General features: G+C 70.3%; 20 protein-coding genes and 1 tRNA gene. 3 read left to right on the plus strand and 18 right to left on the minus strand.

What is annotated here, in order from left to right; genetic code table 11:
• Positions 1 to 11 precede the first annotated feature (11 nt).
• Complete coding sequence (locus tag SH922_RS15285; protein WP_018524728.1) at positions 12 to 689, minus strand: response regulator transcription factor; 678 nt, start codon at positions 687 to 689, stop codon at positions 12 to 14.
• 421 nt (positions 690 to 1110) lie between these two features.
• Between SH922_RS15285 and SH922_RS15290 the strand changes: the two genes are divergently transcribed.
• Positions 1111 to 2607: a peptide MFS transporter gene (locus SH922_RS15290; RefSeq protein ID WP_393058507.1), complete on the plus strand. Its 1497-nt coding sequence runs from the start codon at positions 1111 to 1113 to the stop codon at positions 2605 to 2607.
• Positions 2608 to 2686: 79 nt separating this feature from the next.
• Here SH922_RS15290 and SH922_RS15295 read toward each other — a convergent pair whose 3' ends face one another.
• The 6 genes from SH922_RS15295 to SH922_RS15320 form a co-directional block, all read right to left on the minus strand.
• Positions 2687 to 4030: a hypothetical protein gene (locus tag SH922_RS15295; protein ID WP_393063575.1), complete on the minus strand. Its 1344-nt coding sequence runs from the start codon at positions 4028 to 4030 to the stop codon at positions 2687 to 2689.
• 38 nt (positions 4031 to 4068) lie between these two features.
• Positions 4069 to 5202, minus strand: coding sequence for a hypothetical protein (locus SH922_RS15300; RefSeq protein ID WP_393058508.1), 1134 nt, complete (start codon positions 5200 to 5202; stop codon positions 4069 to 4071).
• Complete coding sequence (locus SH922_RS15305; RefSeq protein ID WP_393058509.1) at positions 5199 to 6239, minus strand: hypothetical protein; 1041 nt, start codon at positions 6237 to 6239, stop codon at positions 5199 to 5201. The genes SH922_RS15300 and SH922_RS15305 overlap by 4 nt, the downstream gene beginning before the upstream one ends.
• 45 nt (positions 6240 to 6284) lie before the next feature.
• Positions 6285 to 6950: a peptidase gene (locus SH922_RS15310; protein ID WP_393058510.1), complete on the minus strand. Its 666-nt coding sequence runs from the start codon at positions 6948 to 6950 to the stop codon at positions 6285 to 6287.
• Positions 6951 to 7142: 192 nt separating this feature from the next.
• Entirely contained in the window at positions 7143 to 7691 is a 549-nt protein-coding gene (locus tag SH922_RS15315; RefSeq protein ID WP_393058511.1) for an ATP-binding protein, read from the minus strand.
• 227 nt (positions 7692 to 7918) lie between these two features.
• Positions 7919 to 8287, minus strand: coding sequence for an STAS domain-containing protein (locus SH922_RS15320; RefSeq protein WP_393058512.1), 369 nt, complete (start codon positions 8285 to 8287; stop codon positions 7919 to 7921).
• Positions 8288 to 8568: 281 nt separating this feature from the next.
• Here SH922_RS15320 and SH922_RS15325 point away from each other — a divergent pair, with 281 nt between their 5' ends.
• The gene (locus tag SH922_RS15325; protein ID WP_393063576.1) at positions 8569 to 9552 is read left to right on the plus strand and encodes an RNA polymerase sigma factor SigF; all 984 of its coding nucleotides are present in this window, start codon (positions 8569 to 8571) and stop codon (positions 9550 to 9552) included.
• Positions 9553 to 9641: 89 nt separating this feature from the next.
• Here the strand turns inward: SH922_RS15325 and hutI are convergent, their stop codons facing one another.
• The 11 genes from hutI to SH922_RS15380 form a co-directional block, all read right to left on the minus strand.
• Complete coding sequence (gene hutI / locus SH922_RS15330; RefSeq protein ID WP_393058513.1) at positions 9642 to 10829, minus strand: imidazolonepropionase; 1188 nt, start codon at positions 10827 to 10829, stop codon at positions 9642 to 9644.
• 53 nt (positions 10830 to 10882) lie between these two features.
• Positions 10883 to 12283, minus strand: coding sequence for a formimidoylglutamate deiminase (locus tag SH922_RS15335; protein ID WP_393058514.1), 1401 nt, complete (start codon positions 12281 to 12283; stop codon positions 10883 to 10885).
• Positions 12274 to 13488 carry an allantoate amidohydrolase gene (locus SH922_RS15340; RefSeq protein WP_393063577.1) on the minus strand — a complete coding sequence of 405 codons (1215 nt, stop codon included), beginning with the start codon at positions 13486 to 13488 and terminating at the stop codon, positions 12274 to 12276. Before SH922_RS15340 ends, SH922_RS15335 begins: the two co-directional genes overlap by 10 nt.
• Before the next feature lie 17 nt (positions 13489 to 13505).
• Positions 13506 to 15272, minus strand: coding sequence for a urocanate hydratase (hutU, locus tag SH922_RS15345; RefSeq protein ID WP_393058515.1), 1767 nt, complete (start codon positions 15270 to 15272; stop codon positions 13506 to 13508).
• Positions 15273 to 15410: 138 nt separating this feature from the next.
• Positions 15411 to 15836 carry an organic hydroperoxide resistance protein gene (locus SH922_RS15350; protein ID WP_393058516.1) on the minus strand — a complete coding sequence of 142 codons (426 nt, stop codon included), beginning with the start codon at positions 15834 to 15836 and terminating at the stop codon, positions 15411 to 15413.
• Between the two features lie 43 nt (positions 15837 to 15879).
• A complete protein-coding gene (locus SH922_RS15355) occupies positions 15880 to 17325 on the minus strand; it encodes a DHA2 family efflux MFS transporter permease subunit (protein WP_393058517.1) in 1446 nt (481 codons plus the stop codon).
• Positions 17326 to 17546: 221 nt separating this feature from the next.
• The gene (locus SH922_RS15360) at positions 17547 to 18671 is read right to left on the minus strand and encodes a ferritin-like domain-containing protein (RefSeq protein WP_393058518.1); all 1125 of its coding nucleotides are present in this window, start codon (positions 18669 to 18671) and stop codon (positions 17547 to 17549) included.
• 47 nt (positions 18672 to 18718) lie between these two features.
• Positions 18719 to 19675, minus strand: a complete 957-nt coding sequence (locus SH922_RS15365; RefSeq protein ID WP_393058519.1) for a diacylglycerol/lipid kinase family protein — start codon at positions 19673 to 19675, stop codon at positions 18719 to 18721.
• Between the two features lie 38 nt (positions 19676 to 19713).
• Positions 19714 to 19806, minus strand: a tRNA-Leu gene (locus SH922_RS15370).
• Positions 19807 to 19896: 90 nt separating this feature from the next.
• Positions 19897 to 20604, minus strand: a complete 708-nt coding sequence (locus SH922_RS15375) for an SGNH/GDSL hydrolase family protein (RefSeq protein ID WP_393058520.1) — start codon at positions 20602 to 20604, stop codon at positions 19897 to 19899.
• The gene (locus SH922_RS15380; RefSeq protein ID WP_393058521.1) at positions 20601 to 21509 is read right to left on the minus strand and encodes a class I SAM-dependent methyltransferase; all 909 of its coding nucleotides are present in this window, start codon (positions 21507 to 21509) and stop codon (positions 20601 to 20603) included. Before SH922_RS15380 ends, SH922_RS15375 begins: the two co-directional genes overlap by 4 nt.
• A 233-nt stretch (positions 21510 to 21742) precedes the next feature.
• Here SH922_RS15380 and SH922_RS15385 point away from each other — a divergent pair, with 233 nt between their 5' ends.
• Entirely contained in the window at positions 21743 to 23224 is a 1482-nt protein-coding gene (locus tag SH922_RS15385) for an MmgE/PrpD family protein (RefSeq protein ID WP_393058522.1), read from the plus strand.
• The last annotated feature ends 14 nt before the right edge of the window (positions 23225 to 23238 follow it).

A 23238-nucleotide genomic window follows, 5' to 3' on the forward strand; every position in this document is an offset into this window, starting at 1 on the left:
GCTTCTGTACGTCAGCTCTTCTCGAAGCGGAAGCCGACGCCCCGGACGGTGGCGATGTACCGGGGATTGGCGGCGTCGTCGCCGAGCTTCTTGCGGAGCCAGGAGATGTGCATGTCGAGTGTCTTGGTGGACGACCACCAGGTGGTGTCCCAGACCTCGCGCATCAGCTGGTCGCGCGTGACGACCCGGCCCGCGTCCCGGACCAGGACCCGCAGCAGGTCGAACTCCTTGGCGGTGAGCTGCAGTTCCTCGTCGCCCATCCAGGCGCGGTGCGACTCGACGTCGATCCGGACGCCGTGGGTGGCGGGCTGCGGGGCGGGCTCGGTGGCGCCGCGGCGCAGCAGGGCCCGGACCCGGGCCAGGAGTTCGGCCAGCCGGAAGGGCTTGGTGACGTAGTCGTCGGCGCCGGCGTCGAGGCCGACGACCGTGTCCACCTCGTCGGCGCGGGCGGTGAGCACCAGGACCGGCACGGTGTGGCCCTCGGCGCGGAGCCGGCGGGCGACTTCGAGGCCGTCCATCCCGGGCAGCCCCAGGTCGAGCACGACCAGGTCGATGCCGCCCTGGAGGCCGGCGTCGAGTGCGGTCGGGCCGTCTTCGCGGACCTCGACCTCGTAACCCTCCCGACGCAGGGCGCGGGCCAGCGGCTCCGAGATGGATGCGTCGTCCTCGGCGAGCAGTACACGGGTCATGCAGTGATGGTAGTCCGCGCGGACGACAAGGAGTGAGGTGATCCAAAACCCCTGCGGGTCTGCGACCCGTTCTTGCTCAGACCTTCGAATGTGGGACTGTGGTTGCACTTGGACCTGTGATCCATGTCTCAAGTCCTTCCATATCCCGCTCTGTCGTGTCGTATGGTGTTTCAACGCCTGTTGCACTACTCAAGGACCTTTGGGCAGCTATGAGCGCCGAGGGTCCTTCTTCATGTGCAGGGCTGGTACCCGCCAGCCCGGATTTTCAGTGAATGACCTGTGGGCCGGGCCCGGGACGCCGATGAGGGCGTTCCGGGCGTGGATCCCGATCGCGGTGGGCGTACCCGCGTCGGTGCCGGCCTCCCCCCACCGGGCGCATACCTCTCACGAGCGATGCGTCCCGAGCAAGCAAGGATCGATCATGGCGTCCAGCCTGACGAAGGACCCGGCGAGCACCGCGGTTGGCGAGAAGACCTTCTTCGGCCACCCCCGCGGCCTGGCCACGCTCTTCATGACCGAGATGTGGGAGCGCTACAGCTTCTACGGCATGAAGGCACTGCTCCCGCTGTACCTGATCGCGCCCGGCGGCATGCACATGAGTGCCACCACGGCGACGGCTATCTACTCCGTCTACATGGCGATGGTCTACCTGCTCGCCATGCCCGGCGGCTGGATGGCCGACCGCTTCTGGGGGCCGCGCAAGACGGTCGCCATCGGCGGCGGCGTCGTCATCCTCGGCCACATCACGCTTGCTGTGCCCAACTCGGCGACCTTCTTCGCCGGCCTGGTGCTCGTCGCGCTCGGCTCCGGCCTGCTGAAGGCGAACATCTCCACGATGGTCGGCCACCTCTACAAGGGCCCGCAGGATCCGCGCCGCGACGGTGGCTTCACGCTCTTCTACATCGGCATCAACCTCGGCGCCTTCCTCGCCCCGCTGACCATCGGCACCGTCGGTGAGAAGGTCAACTGGCACTTCGGCTTCGCGCTCGCCGCGATCGGCATGGCCCTGGGCCTCGCCCAGTTCATGCTCGGCACCCGCCACCTCAGCCCGGAGAGCGACGTCGTCTCCACCCCGGCGACGGACCAGGAGAAGCGCTCCGTCCTGCGCAAGGGCCTGGTGTGGCTGATCGTCGCGGGCGTGTTCTACACCCTGCTCGCCGTCACCGGGAACTTCGCCGACTGGGCGCTGCTGCCGATCACCGTCGCCGGACTGATCATCCCGATCGCCGTCCTGGTCCGCATGAAGCGCGACAAGGAGCTGACGGACACCGAGCAGTCCAAGCTGTCGGGCTACATCTGGTTCTTCGTGGTCGCCGCCGTCTTCTGGATGATCTACGACCAGAACGGCTCGACCCTGTCGATCTTCGGTGAGAACTCGACGACGAACAGCCTGTTCGGCTTCGACTTCCCGACGTCCTGGTACCAGTCGCTGAACCCGATCTTCATCATGGCGATAGCCCCCGTGGTCGCCTCGGGCTGGCTGTGGCTGAACAAGCGCGGCAAGGAGCCGAGCACCGCCGTCAAGTTCGCCTCCAGCCTCGTGCTGATCGGCATCTCCTTCGTCGTCTTCATGATCCCGCTGATCGACACCGCGGCCAACGGCGGCAAGGTCAGCCCGATGTGGCTGGTGTCGATCTACTTCATCCAGACCGTGGCCGAGCTCTGCCTCTCCCCGGTCGGGCTGTCGGTCACGACGAAGATGGCCCCGGCGAAGTACAGCTCCCAGATGATGGGTGTCTGGTTCCTCGCGGTCACCGCGGGCGACTCCGTCACCGGTCTCCTCACGTCCCCGCAGCTCGGGGTCGATCTGAACACCTCGGGCGCCGTCGCCTTCGAGGCGGTCCTCGCGGTCATCGCCGGTTTCGGCATCTGGATGTACCGCAGGAAGGTCACGAAGCACATGGGCGACGTGAGCTGATCCCTCGGTTCCACGCACAGGGGCCGCCGCACCGTGAGAACGGTGCGGCGGCCCCTTCCGTGTGCGTACGGGGCTCAGCTCACCGGCCCGCGCGCAGCCGGCGCCACGGGGTGAACGTGAACACCGCTCCGCCCAGCAGGATCGCCGTGCCGGCGACCAGGCCGAGTGCGCGCAGGGACCCGTTGTCCTCGGCCCCGGTGGCCGCGAGCCCGCCGCCGGACGCCGTGCCGCCGCCCGCCGCCGCAGCTCCGCCGGAGCCCGCGGTGTCACCTCCGGACGCACCGCCTTCCTGCGCGGTGGTGTCGAGTACGAGCGACGCCTGCGGGGTGCCCTTGACCGTGCACGGGATGTTGATCTTCTGACCGCCCAGCATGACGTCGATCGTCAGGGCGCCGGGTGTGAGGGTGGACTTGCCGGAGGCACCCGGCTTGTACGTGCCGGTCATGTCGGGCAGATTCACCGGCTTGCCCGTCTCCAGGGCTTCGGGGTTGCCCGGCCCGGTCACGTTGACGGAGCCCTTGTCGGCGCCGCCGATGACGATCTTCATGGACGGCTTGAGCGCGCCGGCGGGCAGCGGGGCCGGGCTGTTCATCACGCCCTTGGCGGTCTTGACCGTGAGCGCGTAGCTCCCGCCCTTCTTCTTGGCGTTGATCGTCACCTTGGAGGCGATGCCCTCCTCGGGACCCGGCGACTTGCAGGCGAAGTTCACGACGACTTCCTTGCCCGGGAAGTCCGTGGCACCGCCACTGCCGCCGGAGTCCGAACCACCGGCGGTCGTGCCACCGCTGGTGGTGCCGCCTGAGGTCGTGCCGCCGGAGGTCGTGCCGCCTGCCGTCGTCCCACCGGCTGTCGTGCCACCGGCTGTCGTGCCGCCCGCGGTCGTCCCACCGGCCGTCGTGCCGCCGGTGGTGCCTCCACCGCCGTCCGCGACCTTGATCGTCGCGCCCGGCTGGACCGTCTCCTTCGGGGTGCACTTGGTGTCCGTGGAGATCGGCTTGGAGACGTTGAGGGCGTACGCGTCCGGCGTCAGCGTCAGATCACCCGCCTTCTCCAGCTTCAGAGTGCCCTTCATGTCCGACACGACCATCGGGCTCTTTTTGGGGATCGGCGGATTCTGCCGCGGTCCCTCCATCTTCAGCTCGCCACTGGCGGCGCCGCCCAGCTTGATGGTGCCGGTCGGCTTGACGGTGTCCTTCTCGAGATCGAGCACGTCGGGATTGTCGGAGGCACCCTGGATCGTCTTCCACACGACCTCGACGGTGTCCCCGACCTTGGCCTCGGCCGGAGCGGTCAGCTGCACCTTGGTGGTGCCCTGGACGGGCGGCAGTCCGGAGATGGCCGGGGGTATGCACTCCGTCTTGTACGAGATGTCGGCGGCCTGGGCGGGGCTCGCGGCCAGCAGCATGCCCGCCCCGCCGATCATCATCGCGACTCCCGCCGCGACCGTCCTGCGTTGCGTACTCACGAATGTCCCTTCGTCGTCGGTCTGTGCTCTGACGGTGCGGAATCAGGGGTGAACCACGGCAGCGCGGCCGTGGTGGTGCTCGGGCCCGTCGCGGGCGCGGGGCCGGCGTCAGGGGCCGGGGAGCGCCGCAGCTTCGGGAACCTCACGGTCACGCCGGTGCGCGGGGACGGGCGCTGCCCCCGGCGGCCGGCCGCATGTGCGGGGCGCGGCCGTACCTTGTCGACGATCGCCATGCCGATACGGAACACGGCCGCGGGCACGACGAGGCAGAGCAGGATCCAGAAGAGCGTCACGCCCCAGGGGCGGCCGACCCCCCACGGCTGCTCGGCCAGCACCTTCGTGCCGTACTTCAGTGAGATCTGGTAGTCGCCGTGCGCGCCCGCCGTCAGCTCGACGGGCAGTTCGACACGGGCCTTGCGGCCGGGCTCGACGGTCCCCCGCCACTGCCGCTCCTCCCACTGCGTGGCGTAGACGCCGTGGGCGGTGCCGACCTGGAAGACCGGGTCCTTGACCGGCGCGGAGCCCAGGTTGCCGACCGTGAACACGAGCCGGCGGGACGGCGGGGCACCGAACCAGGTGAGGATCCCGCTGTCGCCCTCCAGCCGGGTGGCTGCGAGGACGGCGAGCTTTCCGTCGCCCGTCTGCTTCGGCAGCGCGGCGACGGGATGACCCGCGACCACGAACACCGTGTCGGCGAGGGCCTGTTCACCGGTGACGGTGGCGACATGGACCACGCAGGGGCACGGCACGGGCGGCTCGGCGACCGGAAGCTTCTTGGTGAAGGCGCCCTTCTTGTCGGTGGTGACGGCGCGGCCGTCCGCGTTGGAGCAGGAGTTGGTGCCGCCGATCACGCCGCGCCCGGGGGTGGACTGCCCGCAGATCAGCATCATGAGCAGGGTGTCGGGCCGCCAGCCCTTGCCCTTGACGGTGATCTCGCCGCCCTTGCCCGCCTGCTTCTCCGAGAGCGTGACCAACGGTTTGGGGTCCGCCGCGCCCGGGCTTTCGGCCCGGGCCCCGGTCGCGGTCAGCAGCAGGGCGGGCAGTATCGCGGCCAGCAGTACGGCGAGCAGCACGCCCGCCCGCCCGCGGCCGTCGCTCCGGAATGCCGCCGGTCCGGTCCGTCCAGTCACGATTCCGCTCCCGCCTTCACCAAGTGCCTCTCGTCGGAGTGCTGTTGAGGATCCGGAGCCGGGCCGGCCCCGTCGTGTGCGCCCCGCAGCGACCCTCGCCGGCGCCGGAGGCCGTACACGCCGGCGGCGACGGCGGCCAGGAGGAGCAGCGCGCCGCCGGTCACCGGTGCCCAGGGCACGAAGGCCGCCGAGACGGTCGCCTCGCCGTGCGCCCCGCCCGCCGCCGTGACGCGCAGCCGTACGGTGACGGAGTCGAGGGCGGGGGCGTCCCGCCACGGTTCGGTGAGCCGTACCCGCTGACCGGGCAGCAGTTCCACGGGCAGGGTGCGGGCACCGCGCCGCAGCAGGGTCCCGAACACCCCGTCCGCGCTGACGGACAGGCGCGGCACGAGGACCGCATTGCCCCGGTTGACCAGCGTGTAGTGGATGGTCCCGCCGCTCACCGTCACGTCCTCCACCGTGAGCGCGGCCAGCGTCGGCCCGCCGACCCGCAGCTGGACCCGTACACCCACCGAGCGGCCGCCGCTCTCGGCGACGATCGCACCGGGGTGGTCGCCGGGCCGCGCGTCCTCGGGCACGGTGAAGGAGACCGGCACATCGGCCCGGGTCCGGCCGGGCACCGTCACCTCGGTGCTCGCCGTCCGCAGCCAGGCCCCGGTCCCGGTGGATCCGTGCGCACCGCGCACCGCGAATCCGCCGTTCCCCGTGTTGTACGCGTCGGCGCCGCGCAGCCGTACGGTGACCGGCTCCGGTCCCGGGTTGGTGACCGAGAGCCGGTCCTCCAGGACGCTGCCGGGCAGGCCCTCCAGGTAGAAGTACGGTCTGCCCTCGCCCTGCCCGGGGCCGTTCGCCGCGGGCTGCGCCGTCCACGCCGGGCCGGCCGGGTGCTCGGTGGCACCGGCCACCGCCGCCATGGCGAGGGTGCACCACAGGGCGGCGAGCAGCGGCAGGGCACGGGCCAGGCGTCGCGCGGCGGACGGCCGTGCGGCGACAGGTCCTGGGACGAGGCGGGTGGCGTGACCGGTCAACGGCGGCATGGGCGGCTCCCTGGTGCGTGACGGCGGCGGCGGTTCGCGCGGGGTTCAGCCCGTGGCCCGCTGCCCCCGCCTGGTCAGCCACAGCACGCCGGCCGCACCGGTCAGCAGCACCGTGCCGCCGAGCGTGCCGAGCGCCACCGCCGAATCCAGCGGGCCGGTCTTGGGCAGTGAGTCACTGCTGCCCGATGTGCTCGTGCCGCCGCCCGCCGCGGTGACGTCGAGGGAGAGCGAGGGGCCCGGGTTGTTCGACGGGGTGCAGGTCGTCGTCGTACCGAGTGCCTTGATGGTGAGCACCCCGGCGGTGAAGTCGACCTTGCCGCTCTTCTTCGGGGTGTACGTCCCCGACAGATCGTTGATCTTGATGGGGGTGTTGGCGGGGATGGCCGCGGAGTTGGCCGCCCCGGAGACCTGGACCTGCCCCGGCTCGGCGCCGCCCACCTTGATCACCGCGCTGGGGTTCATCGCCCCTTTGCCCAGTTCGACCGGGCTGGAGGAGACCCCCTTCTGGAAGGACATGGTGAGCTTGTAGCCGCTGCCGCTCTTGACGCTCTTGATGTCGATGGGCGAGACGGCGGCCTTGTCACCGATCGGGGTCTTGCACTTGTAGTTGACGTCGACGACCGTCGCGTGGGCGGCGGGCGCGGCCAGCAGCACCACCGCGCTCGCCAGCCCGGACGCCAGCGCGAGAGCTGTTCGCTTCTGGTACGACACCTCGAGTTCCCCTCATGCCGGGAGTCGTCGTGCGCCGCTTCACTGCGGCGCAAATAACTGACGACACATCAGATTGGGCGCTCAAGGTACGCCTGGGGCCTTGTGGAGGGAAGACAAAGAGCGCGCCGGATCGGCGCGCTCTTCAAGGGGCGTACGAGCCCGGGGGGGCGAGCAGGGAAAGCCGCTCGGGGGCTATGCGGGGGCGGCCAGCTCCGCCCAGACGGTCTTGCCGGGCTCGCCCGATACCCGTAGGACTCCCCAGTCCAGGCAGAGCCGCTGCACGATGAACATGCCGTGCCCGCCGGGCCGGCCCGCCCGGTGCGGGGTGCGGGGTGCGGGCTGCCCGGCGCCGCCGTCGGTGACCTCCACCCGCAGGGCCTTCGGCGTGCAGGCGATGCGGAGCTCGTCGGGGCCGCCCGCATGCAGGCACGCGTTGGTGACCAGCTCCGAGACGACCAGCAGGACGTCCTCGGCGGCGGCACGGCGGTCGGCGGTCGAGGCGGGGAGCCAGCCCCAGTCATGGAGCGCCTGGCGGGCGAAATCGCGGGCCGTCGGCACGATGCCGCTGGCCTCCCGCAGTGACAGCGTGCGCCACTGCCGCTCCGCGGGCTCCACGTGCGCGGCGGAGGGAACGCCGGAACGCGCGTCCGCGCGCGTGCCCGCGTCGGCGTGGGCACCCACGCCTGCGCCCTCCGGCTCGCGGCCGAGGTCGCCCGGCGGATGCTGCCGGGTGGTGCTCATCAGCGCTTCACCTCACCGATTCACCATGTCGCCATCGAACAGATACAGAAACGAATATTGATACGGACACTGATACAGGTACCGCTCGGACACGCAGTGTGCAGGTCGCCCACGGCTCGCCGAGGGGTCTCCTGCCCGGCCGAATCGTGACAACACCCACTTCGCCTAAGCGGAGCGCGTGACACGGGCAACAGAAGGGGCGCCCGGGGCGTCGAAACGCGGCACGATCAGGCGTCCAGAGCCTCTTCGAGGGAGTCGTGGACGGTGAATACCGCCTCGGCCCCGGTGATCTCGAAGACCCGTGCCACCACCGGCAGCATTCCGGCCAAATGGACCCCTCCCCCGGCCGCCTCCGCCTTGAGGCGGGCACCGAGCAGCACATTGAGCCCGGTGGAATCACAGAATTCGAGCTGCGAGCAGTCGACCACCAGGCGCACACGCCCTTGCTCGACCGCGTGCTCCAGGGGCTCGCGCAGCAGGTCCGCCGTGTGGTGATCCAACTCACCCACCGGCGTGACAACCTCACTTCGGCCCTCGGTCCGGGCATCGACCTGAAGCCGACCCCGGTTCGCGCTGCCGACCGTCCCGCGGTCCATGCCCGTTCCTCTTCGCCTCGTCACTGTCCGCATCAATGCGCATGCAGATGAGTTGCAGCTGTCGCTGACGTTCTTGAAAGAGTACGCGTTCCGTGCGCCACGTGGTAGCCGAAGAACTCAACAAACCGGACATACAGCGTCAATTGGCGCTTGTAACGACCCGCAGGAACCGGGTAAGGGTAGGGGGACACCCAAAACACGGCCGGCTTTGGAGGCGCCGCTTCACCGCGGGAACACGTATGGGCATCGGCAGCCATATGCCGAGAACGATGGAGGAGACCATGTCACCCCGGCTCGACGAAACGCGTACCCACAACGCGACGTCAGCATGTCCTCAGGGACTGACCGAATCAGACTCCCCTGCTGCGGCCGTCCTGGACGGCACGCGCAACAGCACCACCAGCAGTGGCAGTGACACCAGCAGTACCCAGGACAACCGCAGCACCGAAGGCGTGACCGGCCTCGAAGGACTTCCCGAGATCCCGCCCTACTCCGAAGTGGGGCCGCTGGATGCCAGAGCCCTGTCGAAGACGCTCTTCGGCCGGCTGGAATCCCTCGAAGAGGGCACGCACGAGTACTCCTACGTACGCAACACGCTCGTCGAACTGAATCTGGCCCTGGTCAAGTTCGCCGCCTCCCGGTTCCGCTCGCGCAGCGAGCCGATGGAGGACATCATCCAGGTCGGCACCATCGGCCTGATCAAGGCGATCGACCGGTTCGAACTCAGCCGGGGCGTCGAGTTCCCGACCTTCGCGATGCCGACCATCATCGGCGAGATCAAGCGCTTCTTCCGCGACACCAGCTGGTCCGTGCGCGTACCGCGCCGCCTGCAGGAGCTGCGGCTCGACCTGGCCAAGGCGGGCGACGAGCTCGCCCAGCAGCTGGACCGATCGCCCACCGTGGGCGAGCTCGCCGACCGCCTCGGCATCACCCACGACGAGGTCGTCGAGGGCATGGCCGCGAGCAACGCGTACACCGCGAGCTCGCTGGACGCCAAGCCCGAGGAGGACGAGAACGAGGGCGCGCTGGCCGACCGGATCGGCTATGAGGACCACGGGCTCGAAGGCATCGAGTACGTCGAGTCCCTGAAGCCGCTGATCGCCTCACTGCCGGACCGCGACCGGACGATCCTCTCGCTCCGGTTCGTCGCCAACATGACGCAGTCGGAGATCGGCGAGGAGCTCGGCATCTCGCAGATGCACGTGTCGCGGCTGCTCTCCCGCACCCTGGTCAAGCTCCGCAAGGGACTGACCCTGGAGGAATGAGCGGGCACCCCGCAACGCACTTGCGGGGACTGCCGGATCAAGGACCTGCCTCGCCAAGGGGCAGGTCCTTCCGCGTTGGTGACGGCTGCTCAGCCGCTGCGCGGCGCCGCGACGCGCTCACCGCTCCGCCAGACCTCGTGGACCAGCGGTACGCCCGGCCGGTAGGCGAGGTGGACGTGGCTGGGGGCGTCGAGGACCACCAGGTCGGCGCGGACCCCCGGTGCGATCCGGCCGATGTCGCCGCGGCGCAGGGCGGCCGCGCCGCCCGCGGTGGCGGACCAGAGCGCCTCGTCGGGGGTCATGCCCATGTCCCGGACGGCGAGGGCGATGCAGAACGGCACGGACGAGGTGAACGAGGAGCCCGGGTTGCAGTCCGTGGAGAGTGCGACGGTGACGCCCGCGTCGAGGAGGCGGCGGGCGTCGGGCCAGGGGGCCCGGGTGGAGAACTCGGCGCCGGGGAGCAGCGTGGCGACGGTCTCCGACTGGGCCAGGGCGTCGATGTCGGCGTCGGTGAGGTGGGTGCAGTGGTCGGCGGACGCGGCATCGAGCTCGACGGCGAGCTGAACGCCGGGGCCGTGCCCGAGCTGGTTGGCGTGGACCCGGGGGTGCAGTCCCCTGGCGCGGCCCGCGGTCAGGATCGCCCGGGCCTGGTCGCCGTCGAACGCGCCCTTCTCGCAGAAGACGTCGATCCAGCGCGCGTACGGCGCGCAGGCGTCGAGCATCGGGCCGGTGACCAGGTCGACGTAACCGGCGGGGTCGTCCGCGTAGTCCGGGGAGACGATGTGGGCGCCGAGGAAGGTGACCTCGTCGGTGTGGCGGGCCGCGATGCGCAGGGCGCGGGCCTCGTCCTCGACGGTGAGGCCGTAGCCGGACTTGGTCTCGAAGGTCGTGGTGCCCTGGCGCAGTGCCTCTGCGAGGTAGCGGGCGACGTTGGCGGAGAGCTCCTCGTCGGTGGCGGCCCGGGTGGCGGCGACGGTGGTCCTGATACCGCCCGCGCTGTAGGCGCGGCCGGACATCCGGGCGTTGAACTCCTGGGTGCGGTCGCCCGCGAAGACGAGGTGGGAGTGGGAGTCGACGAAGCCGGGGATCACGGCCCGGCCGCCGGCGTCGACGGCTTTGTCAGTGGCGGGTGCTTTGCTTGATTCACCGGTCCAGACGACCCGGTCGCCCTCGATGACGACGGCCGCGTCCTGGATCAGTCCGAGGGGGGAACCGTCACCGAGGGAGGGGTCGTTGGTGACCAGTGCGGAGATGTGGGTGATGGCGGTGGTCGTCATCGGGGTGCTGCTCTCCTTACGCGAGGGCGGTGGAGGGTTCTCCGCCGGACTGCTCAGTGGTGCAGGGCCGCGATGGCCTTCGCGAGCGCTCCGGGGACGTCGCCGACCAAAGCGTGATGTCCGTCGCGGACGATGTGCCGGCCCGCGACCACGGTGTGGCGCACATCGGCTGCGGAGGCGGCGAATACGGCTGTTTCGGCTGCCAGTCGGGGCACCGGCCCCGCTGTCCTGACGGAGTCGAGGGCGACGGTCACGAGGTCGGCCGGGGCGCCCGGTTCGAGGATGCCCGCGTCGGGCCGGCCCAGTGCGGCGTGGCCGTCCGCAGAGGCGGCACGCAGGAGTGCGGCGGCCGTCCAGTGGCCGCGGGTCCGGGTGCGCAGGCGCTCGTTGAGCTCCATCGCGCGGGCCTCCTCGAAGAGGTCGATCACGGCGTGGCTGTCGCTGCCCAGCGAGAGCGGCGATCCGGCGCGCTGGAGGGCGACCGCGGGGCCGATGCCGTCGGCCAGGTCGCGTTCGGTGGTCGGGCACATGCAGGTGCCGGTGGCCGTCGAGCCGATGAGTTCGATGTCCTCGCCGGTGAGGTGGGTGTTGTGCACGCCGGTGGTGCGGGGGCCGAGGACGCCGTGGTCGGCGAGGAGCCGGGTGGGGGTGCGGCCGTGGGTGGCGAGGCAGGCGTCGTTCTCCGCGGTCTGCTCGGAGAGGTGGACATGGAGCGGGGCCTGCCGCTCCTCGGCCCACTGGGCGACAGTGGCGAGCTGATCGGCGGGGACGGCCCGCACGGAGTGCACGGCCGCGCCGATCAGGGCGTGTTCGTCGCCCTTGAGGAGGGCGGCGCGCTCCGCCCAGGCGTCGGCGGTGGTGTCGGAGAAGCGCAACTGGTGCTGGTCGGGCTTCTGGTACTGGGAGGGCCGACGGCCGAATCCGGCGGCGAGGTAGGCGGTGTCCAGCAGGGTGATCCGGATGCCGGCCTCGCGGGCTGCCGCGATCAGGGCCTCGCCCATCGCGTTCGGGTTGTCGTACGGGACGCCGCCCGGCGCGTGGTGCAGATAGTGGAATTCACCGACCGCGGTGATGCCGGCCAGCGCCATCTCGGCGTACACGGCCCGGGCCAGGTCGTAGTACGTGTCGGGGGTGAGCCGGGACGCGACCTGGTACATGATCTCGCGCCAGGTCCAGAAGGTGCCGGAGCCGACCTGGACGGTGGAGCGCAGGGCGCGGTGGAAGGCGTGCGAATGGGCGTTGGCGAGACCGGGCAGGGTGAGCCCGCGCAGCACGGTCGCGCCGGACGGCGGGGCGTCGACGCCGGTCCGCACACCGGCGATGCGCCCGTCGGCCACCTCCAGGACGACGTCCGGTTCGACATGGGTGCCGAGCCAGGCGTGGGACAGCCAATACGTCACGGTGGGAAGCCGGTGTTCTGCGGGCTTGCCCGTCACTTCCGTCGTCAGCGGCACGCGAGACCTTCCAGTACGTCGGCGAGTGCGATCACCCCGGCCACGCAGTCGTCCTCGGCGGCGTACTCGGCCGGCGAGTGCGAGATCCCGGTGGGGTTCCGTACGAACAGCATGGCGGTAGGGACCGAAGCGGACAAAATACCCGCGTCGTGTCCTGCTCCGGTGCCCAGCACGGGAACGTCGCGTCCGGTGTCCCGGATGGCGGAGCCCTTGAGGATCGCGCCCAGCTCGTCCCGCAGGGCGTGCTGGAACTCCACGACCGGCGTGAAGGACTCCCGTACGACGTCGAGGTCGATCCCGGCACGCTCGGCGTGCTCCCGGGCGGCCCGCTCGATACCGGCGACGACGGTGTCCAGGGTGTCCTGGTCGGCGGCGCGCGAGTCGAGCCAGCCGCGCACGAGGGAGGGGATGGCGTTGACGCCGTTGGGCTCGACGGCGATCTTGCCGAAGGTGGCCAGTGCACCGGTCAGTTCCGCCTCCCGGCGGGCGGCGAGCACCGTCTCGGCGTACGTGAGCATCGGGTCGCGGCGGTCGGCGAGCCGGGTGGTGCCCGCGTGGTTGGCCTCGCCCCGGAAGTCGAACCGCCAGCGTCCGTGCGGCCAGATCGCGGAGGCGATGCCGACCGGGTCGCCGGTGAGGTCGAGGGCGCGGCCCTGCTCGACGTGGAGCTCGACGAACGCGCCGATACGGGCGAGCCGTTCGGGGTCCGGGCCGATGGCGTCGGGGTCGTACCCGGCCGCCTCCATGGCCTGGGGCAGCGTGACGCCGTCGCCGTCGCGCAGCCGGTGCGCGGCCTCGGCGGTCAGCTGCCCGGCGGCGAGCCGGGAGCCGACGCAGGCGAGGCCGAAGCGCGCCCCTTCCTCGTCACCGAAGTTGGTGATGGCCAGCGGCCGGTTGAACTCCACTCCCCTGCGGCGGAGTTCGTCGAGCGCGGCAAAGGAGGAGACGACCCCGAGCGGTCCGTCGAAGGCTCCGCCGTCCGGCACGGAGTCGAGGTGCGAGCCGGTGACGACGGCGTCCCCCGCGAGGGGGTCACCGAGCCAGGCCCACTGATTGCCGTTGCGGTCCACCTCGCAGTCGAGGCCGCGGGCCTCGGCCTGCATCCGGAACCAGAGGCGGCAGTCGGCGTCGGCCCCGGTCCATGCGTAGCGCCGGTAGCCGCCGGACTCGGCGTTGCGGCCGATGTTCCGCAACGACGCCCACATCGCGTGGAAGGTGGGGCTCACGCGGCGGTCCCGCCCGTGCCGGACGCGTCACCCGTACCGGAGGCATCGCCCGTGCCGGACGCGGAGCTCGTGCCGGACGCGGAGCTCGTGCCGGAGGCATCGCCCGTGCCGCCCTCGCGCATCGGGACCCTGACCCCGCGCTCCGCGGCGACCGACTCCGCGATGTCGTACCCGGCGTCGACGTGCCGGATGACGCCCATGCCCGGGTCGTTGGTGAGCACCCGGCGGATCTTCTCGCCCGCCAGCTTCGTACCGTCGGCGACGGTGACCTGCCCCGCGTGGATGGAGCGGCCCATGCCGACACCGCCCCCGTGGTGGATCGACACCCAGGACGCCCCGGACGCCACGTTGACCATGGCGTTCAGCAGGGGCCAGTCGGCGATCGCGTCGGATCCGTCGAGCATGGCTTCGGTCTCGCGGTACGGCGAGGCGACCGAGCCGCAGTCCAGGTGGTCACGGCCGATGGCCAGCGGGGCGACCAGTTCGCCGCTGGCGACCATGTCGTTGAAGCGCTCGCCGGCCTTGTCGCGCTCGCCCTGGCCGAGCCAGCAGATGCGGGCGGGCAGGCCCTGGAAGTGGACGCGCTCGCCGGCCATCTTGATCCAGCGGTGCAGCGACTCGTTCTCCGGGAAGAGCTCCAGCATCGCCTTGTCGGTCCTGTGGATGTCGGAGGCCTCCCCGGAGAGCGCCGCCCAGCGGAACGGGCCCTTGCCCTCGCAGAACAGCGGCCGGATGTAGGCGGGCACGAAGCCGGGGAAGTCGAAGGCCCGCTCGTATCCGGCGAGCTGTGCCTCGCCGCGGATCGAGTTGCCGTAGTCGAAGACCTCCGCGCCGGCGTCCATGAAGCCGACCATCGCCTCGACGTGCCGGGCCATCGACTCCCGCGCGCGCTGGGTGAAGTCGGCTGGCTTCTCGGTGGCGTAGGACGCCATGTCGTCGAATTCGACGCCGAGCGGGAGGTAGGCCAGCGGGTCGTGCGCGCTGGTCTGGTCGGTGACGATGTCGATGGGGGCACCCTCGGCGAGCATCCTGGGCAGCAGCTCCGCCGCGTTGCCGAGCAGGCCGATGGAGAGCGGCCTGCGTGCGTCCCTCGCCTCGGTGGCCAGCTGGAGCGCGTGCTGCAGGTTGTCCGCCTTCACGTCCAGGAAGCGGTGCTCGATGCGGCGCTCGATGGCGCGCGGGTCGCAGTCGATGCAGATCGCGACGCCGTCGTTCATCGTCACGGCGAGCGGCTGGGCGCCGCCCATGCCGCCGAGCCCGGCGGTCAGCGTGATCGTCCCGGCCAGCGTCCCGCCGAACTTCTTCGCGGCGACGGCGGCGAACGTCTCGTACGTGCCCTGCAGGATGCCCTGCGTGCCGATGTAGATCCACGATCCGGCGGTCATCTGGCCGTACATGGTGAGCCCGAGGGACTCGAGGCGGCGGAACTCCTCCCAGTTCGCCCAGTCGCCGACCAGGTTGGAGTTGGCGATCAGGACCCGCGGGGCCCACTCGTGCGTCTGCATGACGCCGACCGGCCGCCCGGACTGGACGAGCATCGTCTCGTCCTGCTTGAGCGTCTGCAGCGTGCGGACCATCGCGTCGAACGAGCGCCAGTCGCGGGCCGCCTTGCCCGTGCCGCCGTAGACGACGAGCTTGTCGGGGTGCTCGGCGACCTCGGGGTCGAGGTTGTTCTGCAGCATGCGCAGCGCGGCTTCCTGCTGCCATCCCAGGGTGCTCAGTTCGGTACCTCGCGGTGCCCGTACGGGGCGGGGTCCTGACATGGCGGTGCCTCCTCGCGACTGTGAATTTTCTATTCACATCTTGAGTGGCTGAATAGCTCCAGTCAACAGGGCGCGGGCAGACAGCCGGACAGGCCGCACCCCAGGGGGAGGTGCGGCCTGTCCGGTGAGCGCGTGTGCTCAGGCGGTGACGATCGTGACCTCGATGTCGCCCCGGGTGACCTTGGAGTACGGGCAGATCTGGTGCGCCTTCTCCACCAGCCCGGCGGCCGTGGCGGCATCGACCGAGGGAATGGACGCCGTGAGCTCGGCGACGATCCCGAAACCGGCGTCGTTCTTGCCGATGCCGACCTTCGCGGTCACGCTGGAACCCGTGACGTCGATGCCCTTCATCTGGGCGACGATCCCGATCGACGCGTGGAAACACGCACTGTAAGCGGCCGCGAAGAGCTGCTCGGGGTTGGTGCCCGCGCCGCTGCCTCCCAGCTCCTTGGGCTGGCTCACGACGACGTCGAGCTTGCCGTCATCGGTGGAGATGCGGCCCTCACGGCCGCCCTCCGCGGTCGCCACACCGGTGTACAGGGCTTCACTTGACTTGATGGGCATTACGGAACCTGATCCTTCGTCCATGTCTGTCCCGCGGACAGAGCTAACTGGCGGTCTTCTCCTGAGGTGACCTCTGCGCGTCGGGCGCCGCGGCCTGGGCCGGGGCGGGATCGCTCTTGATGACGAGGCCGAGACCCGCGAGGCCGGTCAGGACCGTGGCGACCGAGCAGAAGAGGAGTACGTGCCCGTACGGGTCCGGCTTGTCGCCGGCGTCGATGAGCAGCGTGGCAAGGGTGGCGATACCGAATGCCCCGCCGACCTGGCGGGCCGTCTGGCTGAGACCGGTCGCCGCCGCGAACTTCAGCGGGGAGACCGAGAGAGCGGAGGCGGTCGAGGTGCCGGTCGTGATGGCACCCATTCCGGCCCCGGCCAGAATGCCCGTCGGCAGCCAGTACTCAAGGAACATGGGCTCGTCGGGAAGCGTGAAGGCGAGGAAGAACCCGGTGGCCGCCAGGATCACCGAACCGGCGACCACGATCGTTCGCGGACCGTACTTCGCCATCAGCTTTCCGGAGTACAGAGCCACGACGGTCGCAGTCAGCGCACCCGGGGTCACCGCGAGGCCGGCCTGCAGCTCGGACCAGTCCCAGACCGCGGTGACGTACAGGACGCCGACCAGCAGCCAGGCGAAGAGCGCCGCGCCGTAGAAGAAGGACGCGGCATTGGCCAGGGCGAACGTGCGGTTGCGCCAGAGCGCCGTCTCCATCGCCGGTTGGGGGTGGCGCAGGGAACGCGACACCGCGATGGCCATGGCGACCGCACCGACACAGAGGCAGGCGATGGTCTCGGTGCTGCCCCAGCCCCAGTCGCTGCCCTTCGAGATGCCCAGGCTCAGCAGCCCGATCCCGACACCCAGCAGCACCGTTCCGATGACGTCGGGTACGCGCGACTCCGCGGACCTCACCGTCTTCGGGATGATGCCGGAGCGGACCAGGAGCAGCAGTCCGATCGGAACGTTGATCAGGAACAGCGACCACCACCCGAAGGCGTCGACCATCACCCCGCCGAGCGACGGGCCGACGGTCGCGGCCAGCGCGGACGCGGCACTCCACTGCCCGATCGCCGCACGGCGACGCTCGGGCGGGCTGTCGACCAGGACGATGGCGAGCGACGCCGGAATCATGGCGGCCGCTCCCGCACCCTGCAGCGCACGCGCCACGAGGAGCAGGGGCAGGTTCGGCGCGAGCGCACAGGCCAGGGACATCACCGTGAAGACGGCGACACCGGCCCTGAACAGCGAGCGCCGGCCGAACACATCCGCCAGCCTGCCCGCGGGTGCCAGCAGGGCGGCGAAGACCGTGGCGTACACGGTGATCACCCAAGAAAGATCGGCCAGCTTCGCATCCTCGAAATCCTTGTGGAGATCAGGGATGGCCAGATTGACGATCGTCACATCCAGTACAGCCAAGAAGGTCGCACTGGAGGCCAGAAGCAGCAGGGGAAGGTACCCCGGCCTGGTATCAGCGCCAGCAGATCGAGCGCTCATCATCACACCTCCAACATACCGATGGTTGGAATGTATCCACGGGAGAGGTGCCTCGTCAACGGATCACACCATCCATCGGGCATCAGATACGCGCCATACTGCGGAAGTTGAGAAGATGCCGAGCCCTCGGACTCTTGATACCGTCGGTATGTTCGCAGGTGAGGGGCGGATTGACGCCGTCGATACGACGCGCCTTCCGCGCACCGGATCGACACGCCGGCGGCTCAGTCGGCCGTGTCCGACGCGCCCGCCGCCACCGCCGCGTCGACCTCGGCGACCCGGTCGGCGATCTCCTGGTCCTCCCGGCGCAGCCGCTCCCGCCGGCGCTCCTGGTCGATCAGTTCGGCCTGGGTCTCGTCGGCCTTCATCAGCTCGATCAGATCGCTCTTCGCCATGTCGAGGACGCCCATGTCCTCGTACGCCCGCTTGACCGCCGGCCCCCACAGGCCGATGTCCTTGACGCACGGCACGATCCGGGTGAACAGGCGGGAGCGGAACGCCTGCATACGGGGTCCCTTGTTCATGTACTCCATGCACTCCGCCATGTCGAAGCCGAGGTTCTCCCAGACCTCCTGCATGCGGAACCGGTCGCGCATCAGGTAGCAGCCCTCGACGACGAACTCCTCCCGTTCGGCCAGCTCCTTGGACGACAGCTGCGCGTAGTAGTCGCGCAGTGCGAGCCGGCCGAACGCCACGTGCCGCGCCTCGTCCTGCATCACGTAGGCGAGCATCTGTTTCGGCAGCGGCTTGTTGGTCTTGTCGCGCAGAATTCCGAATGCGGCCAGGGCCAGTCCCTCGATCAGCACCTGCATGCCGAGATAGGGCATGTCCCAGCGGGAGTCGGACAGTGCGTCGCCGAGCAGGGCCTGCAAATGGGAACTGATCGGGTATTCCATACCGATCTTGTCCTTGAGGAAACGCGCGAATATCTCGGCGTGCCGCGCCTCGTCCATCACCTGGGTGGCCGCGTAGAACTTCGAATCGAGATCCGGAACCGTTTCGACAATGCGGGCGGAGCAGATCATCGCCCCCTGCTCACCGTGCAGGAACTGGCTGAACTCCCAGGCGGCCATGTGCCGGCGCATTTCCTGGCGTTCCTTCTCGTTGAGCTTGCCGTACTGCCGCGAACCGTAGAGGGCCAGCGTGTTCTCGGGAGTACCGAGCGCGTCGTACGGGTCGACCTCCAGCTCCCAGTCGATGCGGGTGGTGCTGTCCCACTGCTTGTCCTTGCCCTTCTGGTACAGGTTCAGCAGGCTCTGGCGGCCGTCGTCGTAGTCCCAGGTGAAATGCGTGGTGCCGGCCATCGGCTGGGTCCAGCTGCCGCCGGTACCACTGGTCACGTCGTGCATGGCTCTCTCCTCCGTCTTCAGGGGTGATCAGCCCTGCCGACGGTGCGTCACTCCTCGGCGGACGGCGCGAGGACGGGGAGCACACCGGGCAGGATCTCGACAGTGCAGCGCGACGCGATGCCGGTTGCGCTCTCGCCGTCGTACTCGCACGTCAGCGAGGACCCGTCGGTCCGTTCCAGTACGAACCGCCTGCCGCGCGTGTAGACGACCTGCGGGCGGTCTACGTGGCTGCCGTCCTGGGTCAGGTGGAGCAGCTCCGGCAGGGGCAGGTCGCCGCTGACGACACAGATGTCGAGGAGTCCGTCGTCGAGCACGGACAGCGGCATGAGCTTGAACTGGCCCGACCGGTAGCGTCCGCCGCCGATGTTGGTCAGATAGGTGGGCCCTTCGTGGACCACGGTGCCGTCGACCGTGACCCGGAGGGGATACGGCGCGGCGGTGCGTACCGTCTCCGCCACGGCCAGCCGGTAACGGTCCCTGCCCGGTACGGAGCCGAGGCGGTTGGCGGCCTCCAGCACCTCGGCCACGACGCCCGTTCCCGTGCCGAGCAGCGCGAGGGTGCCGGTCTCCACGATCCGGGCCACGTCGACCCGGCGGATGCGCGGCCCGGAGGTGCCCAGGGCCGCGTCCAGGGCCTGTTCCCACGGCCTGTCGGACCAGATCTCACGGAAGACGGAGTTCGCCGTGCCGCCGGGGATGTTCACCAGCGCCGGCCCCCCGGTGGGGCCGTCGGGCCGGGCGAGCGACGCGCGCACAAGGCCCGCGGCCGTCTCGCGCGTGGTGCCGTCGCCACCGACCGCGATCACCACGTCGATGCCGTCGGCGGCCGCTTTGGCCGCGAGTTCCTCGGCATGGCCCCGGTATCCGGTATGGACCACGGTCACGTCGGTGACGTACCGCTCGCACCGGCGTACGACCGCTTCCGCTGCCATGCGGTCGGTACGGCCCGCGCCGGCCGTCGGGTTGAAGACGACCAGTCCGGTGCGTGCCCACCAACCAGGCATGCCGACCCCCCAGGTCTGTGCCGAGAACGGTTTCACAGCGGAGAGAGCAGGATTCGAACCTGCGTGGGCTCATGGAGCCCTGATGAGAAGCAAGCTCCTCATCCCCGTTGGGCCGCTACGGGAATCTCTCCTCGTACCCCGGAACGAGGCCCTGCGGCTCGCGTTCCGGGGTACGTCACTACCTTGGCAGCGCTCACTGAGATCTCACTGAGACCGCTCCCTCAGGGGCTTTCGGTCTCCGCCAGCTGTTCGGCGAGAGTGGTGACCACCGCTGTCGCCAGGACGGCGTGCCCGCGCATCGAGGCGTGCAGCATGTCCGAGCTGAAGACGTCCCGGCTGCTGCTGGTGGGGTGACTCCACATGTCGACCACCATCGCCCCGTACCGGGCGGCCACCGAGCGCACCTGCTCGTTGAACACCTGGATGCGCTCCCGCAGCCCGCCGCCGCCGAGCTGTTCGGGGAAGACCGCGGTGATGTCCTGGATCGTGAAGACGAAGACATCGGCGCCGGCCTCGCGCAGCGGGCCGATCAGCCCAGCCAGCTCCGCCTCGACCGTCTCGGCCGAGAAGTCCCGGCTCAGCATGTCGTTGCCTCCGCAGACGACCGAGACCAGGTCGGGCCGGAAGTCCAGCGCCGGCTTCAGCTGGCGGGCCCGGACCTCCGAGGCCCGCAGATAGCGCACCCCCAGATTCAGGTACTCCAGGCCGGGGTGTCGCCGCCTGAGCGCGGCTGCCACCCGGTCCGCCCACGGGACGTCCTGGTAGCCGGGCACCGCCTCGCCGAGCCCCTCGGCCAGGCTGTCGCCGAGAACCGCGAAACGGCTCCACGGCGCGGCCGTCAGCAGGGCGTCGATGTCCTGCGCGGACAGCACGTAGGGGTCCGACGCCTCTGATCCGTGGCGTACCGATCCGTTTTCCACCGAGGTCATGCCGCTTCTCCGTTTCCGGCCCGCTCGGCCGCCATCACACCCATGAAGTCGTCTCCGTTGCAGTACGGGTCGGACCCGCCGAACCGCTTGACGAGGTCGGGGACCCGCAGTTCCTCCAACGGCCAGAAGCCGGCCCGGCGGACCGCCTCGGCCGCCGACTGCGGGGTGAGGCCGGTGAGGTAGGGCTCGCCCTCCGCCCCCACCTTGCGGGCCATTTCGAGCGCGCCCCGGTACGGCGTCGTCCCGTCGATCACCGATTCGTCCATGTAGTCGAAGACGAGGACGCTGCCGGCCGTACAGATCTCGGCGAGCTCGGCGAGCGCCTGGTGCAGCGCTCCGGGCTGAAGGAAGAACGTCACGCCCAGCCAGCCGACGATGCACGGCTGCGCGGGATCGAACCCCGCCTCCGCCAGGGCGCCGACGAGGGAGCCGCCGGCCTCGAAGTCGTGCGGCACGTAGGTGACCGAGGGCGTGCTGAGCATCTCCTGCGCGAGCGTCGCCAGTTTGGCGCGCTGGGTGGCGGGGTGATCGACCTCGAAGTAGCGCAGCCCGTCGTAGCCGGGCATCCGCAGCGCTGTGGTGTCGTACCCGGCGCCGAGCATCACCACCTGCCGGACCCCGTCGGCCACGCTGCGGATCAGCTCGTGTTCGAAGAACCGCTGCCTGAGGAGTATCTCCGCGAGGAAACCGCCGTGCGCCTGGTCGATGGCTCCGAGCCGCTGCAGGGCTTCGTCGGAGGTCGCCGGCGGCGGCGGCTCGGTCACGAACAACGCGGCGAACCGGTCGTCCAGCAGCCTGCGGGACGGCTCGACGACGGCATCGGCCGCACGGACACGCGCGGTCAGGTGCGCCGTGTCGCTGGCCGTCCCCGAACGCATTCGGGTGGCCTCTTGTGGTGTGGGCATCGCATTCCTTCCGGCATCGGGAGAAGCAGGTCACGGACGCCTGCCGGGGCGTCCGGCCCGGGCCGTTTCCGCAACGGCGGCTGAATGCTTTACGCGTGACGGCCCCGCCCCCCTCAGAAGAGACGAATCCTGTTTCTTCCGGCGGCTCCATGAGGGATGGCGGGCACTCGCGCGTAACTCTCATGCAGCCTCAGTGGCGGACCGGCCGCCGAATGCGTCATGAAGGAGACGGGATGACCCTCACCGAGGAATTGTCAGAATGGGCCCACAGCCTGCGGTTCGACGATATTCCGCAGGACGTCGTGGAGATCGCGAAGCTGCAGATCCTCTCCCAGTGCGCGGCGATACGCGTCGGCGCCTCCCACCCGCTGGGGCGCCGGATGATCCAGGCGTTCGGGGAGCCGCTCCAGGACGACCCCCGGCGGTCCGCGTTCGTCCTGGCCGGGCTCGGTGCCTGGCTGCACTTCGACGACACCGCCTTTGCCGGCCACCTGTCGAACTCGACCGTGGCCGTCCCCATGGCGTATGCGCGGGCGCAGGGTCTGAACGGTGCCGGCCTGCTGACCTCCGTGGTCGTGGCCAACGAGTGCGCGGCCCGGATCACGGCCGCCACGACGCTGGGGCCGTTCCGCGGCCAGAGCGCTCCGTACACCCATGTCACCGGTGCCATCGCGGGGCGGCTGCGCGGCGAGGACGCGACCGCCGGCCGTTGGGTGAGCGCCCTGGGGCTGGGGCTCGGGCTGCCTCCGCGCACCGTCCCGGTGGGCTTCCTGGGGGGCGACGCGAAGGTCTTCAGCTCGTCCACGCCGGTCGCCGTGGGGCTCGACGCGTGCGATGCGGCGGCGGCCGGGTTCCGCGGCAGCCCGGAGATACTGGAGCACGCCGAAGGGTTCCTCTCGCGGTTCGCGACGGTCCCCCTTCCCGAGATCGTGACGGCGGGGCTGTCCGAGCGATGGCACACCCTCACCACCTCGTTCAAGCTGCACCCCGGCGGGCCCGGGATGGACTCGGCCATCGACTGCGCCTTCGAGCTCCACCGGGAGATCGGCACGGTGCGTGCCCAGGACATCGCGGAGATATCGGTCGACACCTCGCTGTACACGGTGCTGGTGAACCGGCAGGCCGGTGCCTATCTGCGCGGCCCGGACTCCCCCGTGAGCGCGCTGGTCTTCGCCCTGCCGTACCTCCTGTCCACGGCGCTGCTGACCGGCGATCTCACCGCCGAGGACTTCACCCCGCAGCGGCTCGCCGACGCCGACCGGTGGGCGGTGGCCGATCGCGTCCGGATCCAGCTGGACGAGGCGATGACCCACGACCTCTTCCACTGCGAGGTCCCGTTCGGCGAGGCGCTGCGGCAGGCGGGGCCCCGGGCCGCCGACTGGCTGAAGGTGTTCGGCGCCCGCTGGAAGGGCGACGGCCAGTGGCTCGTGGACCTGGTCGGCGAGCTGGAACCGCCGAGCAAGGACTTCGGCTCCAGCCGGAAGTCCACCCCGGCCCGGGTGACGGTGACGCTCACCGACGGGCGCTCCCTGACCAGGGAGCTCGATGTGCCGGCCGGGGCCGTGGGATCGGCCCACGCGGGGAACCTCACGGAACTGATGCGCGAGAAGTTCCTCACGGCCGGCGGCACCGCGGCCGTGGCCGACCAGCTGGCTTCGCTGGAATCGGCCTCCGCCGATGACGTCGCCCGGATGCTGCCGGCGGCCCTGGCCTGAGGACCGTTCGGTTC

It is taken from the genome of Streptomyces sp. LN549 (assembly GCF_043203805.1).
Taxonomy (GTDB): domain Bacteria; phylum Actinomycetota; class Actinomycetes; order Streptomycetales; family Streptomycetaceae; genus Streptomyces.

Bases quoted from the DNA above. Each gene is read 5' to 3' on its own strand.
- SH922_RS15285 (WP_018524728.1), bottom strand. From the start codon at position 689: ATGACCCGTGTACTGCTCGCCGAGGACGACGCATCCATCTCGGAGCCG.
- SH922_RS15290 (WP_393058507.1), top strand. From the start codon at position 1,111: ATGGCGTCCAGCCTGACGAAGGACCCGGCGAGCACCGCGGTTGGCGAG.
- SH922_RS15295 (WP_393063575.1), bottom strand. From the start codon at position 4,030: ATGATCGGCGGGGCGGGCATGCTGCTGGCCGCGAGCCCCGCCCAGGCC.
- SH922_RS15305 (WP_393058509.1), bottom strand. From the start codon at position 6,239: ATGCCGCCGTTGACCGGTCACGCCACCCGCCTCGTCCCAGGACCTGTC.
- SH922_RS15315 (WP_393058511.1), bottom strand. From the start codon at position 7,691: ATGAGCACCACCCGGCAGCATCCGCCGGGCGACCTCGGCCGCGAGCCG.
- SH922_RS15320 (WP_393058512.1), bottom strand. From the start codon at position 8,287: ATGGACCGCGGGACGGTCGGCAGCGCGAACCGGGGTCGGCTTCAGGTC.
- SH922_RS15325 (WP_393063576.1), top strand. From the start codon at position 8,569: ATGTCACCCCGGCTCGACGAAACGCGTACCCACAACGCGACGTCAGCA.
- hutI (WP_393058513.1), bottom strand. From the start codon at position 10,829: ATGACGACCACCGCCATCACCCACATCTCCGCACTGGTCACCAACGAC.
- SH922_RS15340 (WP_393063577.1), bottom strand. From the start codon at position 13,488: ATGTGGGCGTCGTTGCGGAACATCGGCCGCAACGCCGAGTCCGGCGGC.
- hutU (WP_393058515.1), bottom strand. From the start codon at position 15,272: ATGTCAGGACCCCGCCCCGTACGGGCACCGCGAGGTACCGAACTGAGC.
- SH922_RS15350 (WP_393058516.1), bottom strand. From the start codon at position 15,836: ATGCCCATCAAGTCAAGTGAAGCCCTGTACACCGGTGTGGCGACCGCG.
- SH922_RS15355 (WP_393058517.1), bottom strand. From the start codon at position 17,325: ATGATGAGCGCTCGATCTGCTGGCGCTGATACCAGGCCGGGGTACCTT.
- SH922_RS15360 (WP_393058518.1), bottom strand. From the start codon at position 18,671: ATGCACGACGTGACCAGTGGTACCGGCGGCAGCTGGACCCAGCCGATG.
- SH922_RS15365 (WP_393058519.1), bottom strand. From the start codon at position 19,675: ATGCCTGGTTGGTGGGCACGCACCGGACTGGTCGTCTTCAACCCGACG.
- SH922_RS15375 (WP_393058520.1), bottom strand. From the start codon at position 20,604: ATGACCTCGGTGGAAAACGGATCGGTACGCCACGGATCAGAGGCGTCG.
- SH922_RS15380 (WP_393058521.1), bottom strand. From the start codon at position 21,509: ATGCCCACACCACAAGAGGCCACCCGAATGCGTTCGGGGACGGCCAGC.
- SH922_RS15385 (WP_393058522.1), top strand. From the start codon at position 21,743: ATGACCCTCACCGAGGAATTGTCAGAATGGGCCCACAGCCTGCGGTTC.